Below are 3,410 nucleotides of genomic sequence, written 5' to 3' on the forward strand. Positions count from 1 at the left end.
AGCAGCGCGTGGATGCGCACATGCCATTCGGGCAGCACGTGTGCGCTGCTCGCGATCGCGCCGTGCGCACCGGCGCACATCGCCGCGAAGTTCTGGTTGTCGTCGCCGGACAGGATCGCGAGCGGCGTGTCGTGCACGAGCCGGTTCATCCGGTCGAGCGTGCCGCCGCATTCCTTGATGCCCGCGACGCGCGGGTCCAGCGCAAGCGCGTGCAACGTCTCCAGTTCGACGTTCACGCCGGTGCGGTACGGGATGTTGTAGACGAGCACCGGCAGGTCGGCCGCGTCGACGATCGCCTCGATGTGGCGGCGGATACCGTCCTGCGTCGGCCGCACGTAGACGGGCGGCGTGACGAGCAGCCCGTCGGGCCGCAATGCCGCGAGTTCGCGTGCGCGGGCGGCCGCGAAATGCGTCGCGCTTGCGGTCAGCCCGACGACGATCGGTAGCCCGGGCGCCGCGTCGCGTAGCGTCGCGAACACCGCGTCCTGTTCGCGCGCGTCGAGCAGCACGCCTTCACCGGTCGTCGCGCCCGCGACGAAGCCCGCGATGCCCGAGCCCGCATAGTGGCGCGCGAGCCGCGCGAGCGCGGCATGGTCGACTTCGCCGTGGTGGAACGGCGTAATGATCGGCAGCCAGATACCTTCGAAACGTGTGTTCATGCAAAGCCTCATGGTGGAAACGGAGTGGGAAGGAACCGTTCCGCCGGCGGAGGGCCGGAGCGAGGCGTGCGAGCAAGGAGAAAGAAACGACCTGCGGGCATCCCGTCCGGCATTCGCCTGACGGGACGCGACGTCCCCGTCAGTCGAGGAGTCGTTTTTTCAGTTTCAGCCCGGCCGCGCGCGCACCTGCCGCGACGGCGGCGAGGATCGGAAGCGAGCGCAGGGCAGCGGACATGGAGGAACCGTGGAATGGGCTGAGCGGCGATCTTAACACCGGATCCGATCCGCGCGCGAGCGCCCGCCGCCGTTTAGCAGGATTCGAGATTTGCTTTCCACGACTGATTGGAAAGCGCGCCGCGCCCGGCCGCTAGAATGCCCGCTTACGTTTCGATGACAGCGCGTACGCGTGCCGTCACGCACATTCACCACCACTGGAAACGGGGCATATCACGATGGCAAGCATGAAGGGGATCGGTCGCTGGCTGCACACGGGCGCGGCGGCGGCGCTGGTCGTGGCGGCGACGGCCGCGCACGCGGACACGTCGATCCTGAACGTGTCGTACGACGTGACGCGCGAGCTGTACAAGGACATCAACACGAGCTTTGCCGCCGCCTACAAGCAGAAGACCGGCGAGACGGTCGCGATCAAGCAGTCGCACGGCGCGTCGAGCGCGCAGGCGCTGTCGGTGCTGCAGGGGCTGCAGGCCGACGTCGTGACGATGAACCAGCCGAACGACATCGACCTGCTCGCCGAGCGCGGCCAGTTGCTGCCGAAGGACTGGCGCGCGCGTTTCCCGGACAACAGCTCGCCGTACTCGACCACGATGGTATTCCTGGTGCGCAAGGGCAACCCGAAGGCGATCAAGGACTGGAGCGATCTCGCGAAGCCGGGCGTCCAGGTGATCATCGCGAACCCGAAGACGTCGGGCAACGGCCGCTACGCGTATCTCGCCGCGTGGGGCTTCCAGAAGCAGAAGGGCGCGACCGACCAGCAGGCGCTCGACTTCGAGAAGGCGATTTTCCGCAACGTGCCGGTGCTCGACTCGGGCGGCCGCGGCGCGACGACCACGTTCACGCAGCGCGGCATCGGCGACGTGCTCGTGACGTTCGAGAATGAAGTCGCGCTGATGGACACGGGCGCATCGGGCGCGCAGTTCGACGCCGTGTATCCGTCGGCGAGCATCCTCGCGGAGCCGCCGGTCGCCGTCGTCGACAAGGTCGTCGACAAGAAAGGCACGCGCAAGGTCGCGCAGGCGTATCTCGACTACCTGTACACGCCGGAAGCGCAGGAGATCATCGCGCAGCATCATCTGCGCCCGCGCGACGCGAACGTGCTGAAGAAGCATGCGGCCGAGTTCAAGCCGCTGAAGACGTTCAGCGTCGAGCAGGTCTTCGGCAGCTGGGCGAACGCGCAGAAGACGCACTTCGCCGACGGCGGCACGTTCGATCGCGTGATCGTCGACCGGAAGTGACGGGGCGGCGCGCACGGTGCGCGCCGTGGCAGGATCGACGGGAAGCCGGCCGGTGATGCGGCCGGTTTTTTTTATGGCGGTGCGCGGCGCATGTTCGCGTATCGCCGGCGGGCCGTGTGTTGCGCAGCGGCCCGCATTCCCGGCCGCCGTCGCGCGTGCTACGCTCATCGCCTTCCTGCTTTCGGCACCGCGCGATGAACGTCGATTCGTCCTCCTCAGCCTCCCGCGGCCGTGGCCGCAAGATCTGGTCGGGCACGCGCCTGGTGGTCGCCTACGGGATGCCGCCGCTCGGCTGGCGCGACCTCTATCACCGCGCGCTGACGGTGAGCTGGCCCGTTTTCTTCCTGTCGCTCGCGATGCTGTTCCTGTTGCTCAACGGCGGCTTCGCGACGCTCTACCTGCTCGGCCACGCGCCGATCGCGAACCAGTCGCCGGCCGGGTTCGGCGGCGCCTTTTTCTTCAGCGTCGAGACGCTCGCGACCGTCGGCTATGGCGACATGCATCCGCAGACCGTCTATGCGCACCTGGTCGCCACGTTCGAGATCTTCATCGGGATGTCGGGCATCGCGTTGGCCACCGGGCTCGTGTTCGCGCGGTTCTCCCGTCCGCAGGCGAAGATCCTGTTCGCGCGCTATGCGATCGTGCGGCCGCTGAACGGCCGGATGACGCTGATGGTACGTGCGGCAAACGCACGCCAGAACGTGATCGCGGAGGCGCAGGCGAAGCTGCGGCTGATGCGCGTCGAAGGTACGCACGAGGGCTACACGCTGCGCAAGATCCACGACCTGCCGCTGGTGCGCAGCGAGCATCCGATCTTCCTGCTCGGCTGGAACCTGATGCACGTGATCGACGAATCGAGCCCGCTGTTCGGCGAAACGCCGGAGTCGCTCGCGGCGCGCGATGCGTCGCTGCTGATCACGATCGAGGGCTCGGACGAGACGACCGCGCAGGTGATGCAGGCACGCCACTCGTGGGAGCACGCGGAGATCCGGTGGCGGCATCGCTATGTCGATCTGATGCACGAAGAGGACGGCATCACGCATATCGACTACACGCATTTTCACGAGGTGGTGCCGGTCGACGTCGAGACCGACGAGCGCGGCTCGCCGGGTGCGGTGGTCAATGCTGGCACCGCGGCGTCGGGCCCGGCTGCGTAGGCACGCTCGCGGGCGGCCGGTCGTGCCGGCCACGCGCTACACGCCTGCACGCCTGCACGCCTGCACGCCTGCACGCCTGCACGCCTGCACGCCTGCACGCCTGCACGCCTGCACGCCTGCAC

General features: G+C 67.9%; 3 protein-coding genes. 2 read left to right on the top strand and 1 reads right to left on the bottom strand.

The genetic code is table 11. The annotated features are described in order from the left end of the window. A partial coding sequence (locus JYJ84_RS31910) for a dihydrodipicolinate synthase family protein (RefSeq protein WP_205189948.1) occupies positions 1 to 659 on the bottom strand: 659 nt, incomplete at its 3' end. 452 nt (positions 660 to 1,111) lie between these two features. Here JYJ84_RS31910 and JYJ84_RS31915 point away from each other — a divergent pair. Further along, positions 1,112 to 2,131: a sulfate ABC transporter substrate-binding protein gene (locus JYJ84_RS31915; RefSeq protein WP_089451370.1), complete on the top strand. Its 1,020-nt coding sequence runs from the start codon at positions 1,112 to 1,114 to the stop codon at positions 2,129 to 2,131. Positions 2,132 to 2,325: 194 nt separating this feature from the next. Further along, the gene (locus JYJ84_RS31920) at positions 2,326 to 3,288 is read left to right on the top strand and encodes an ion channel (protein WP_175223631.1); all 963 of its coding nucleotides are present in this window, start codon (positions 2,326 to 2,328) and stop codon (positions 3,286 to 3,288) included. The last annotated feature ends 122 nt before the right edge of the window (positions 3,289 to 3,410 follow it).

Origin of the sequence: Burkholderia sp. LMG 13014 (assembly GCF_905232215.1) — a bacterium.
Classification (GTDB): domain Bacteria; phylum Pseudomonadota; class Gammaproteobacteria; order Burkholderiales; family Burkholderiaceae; genus Burkholderia.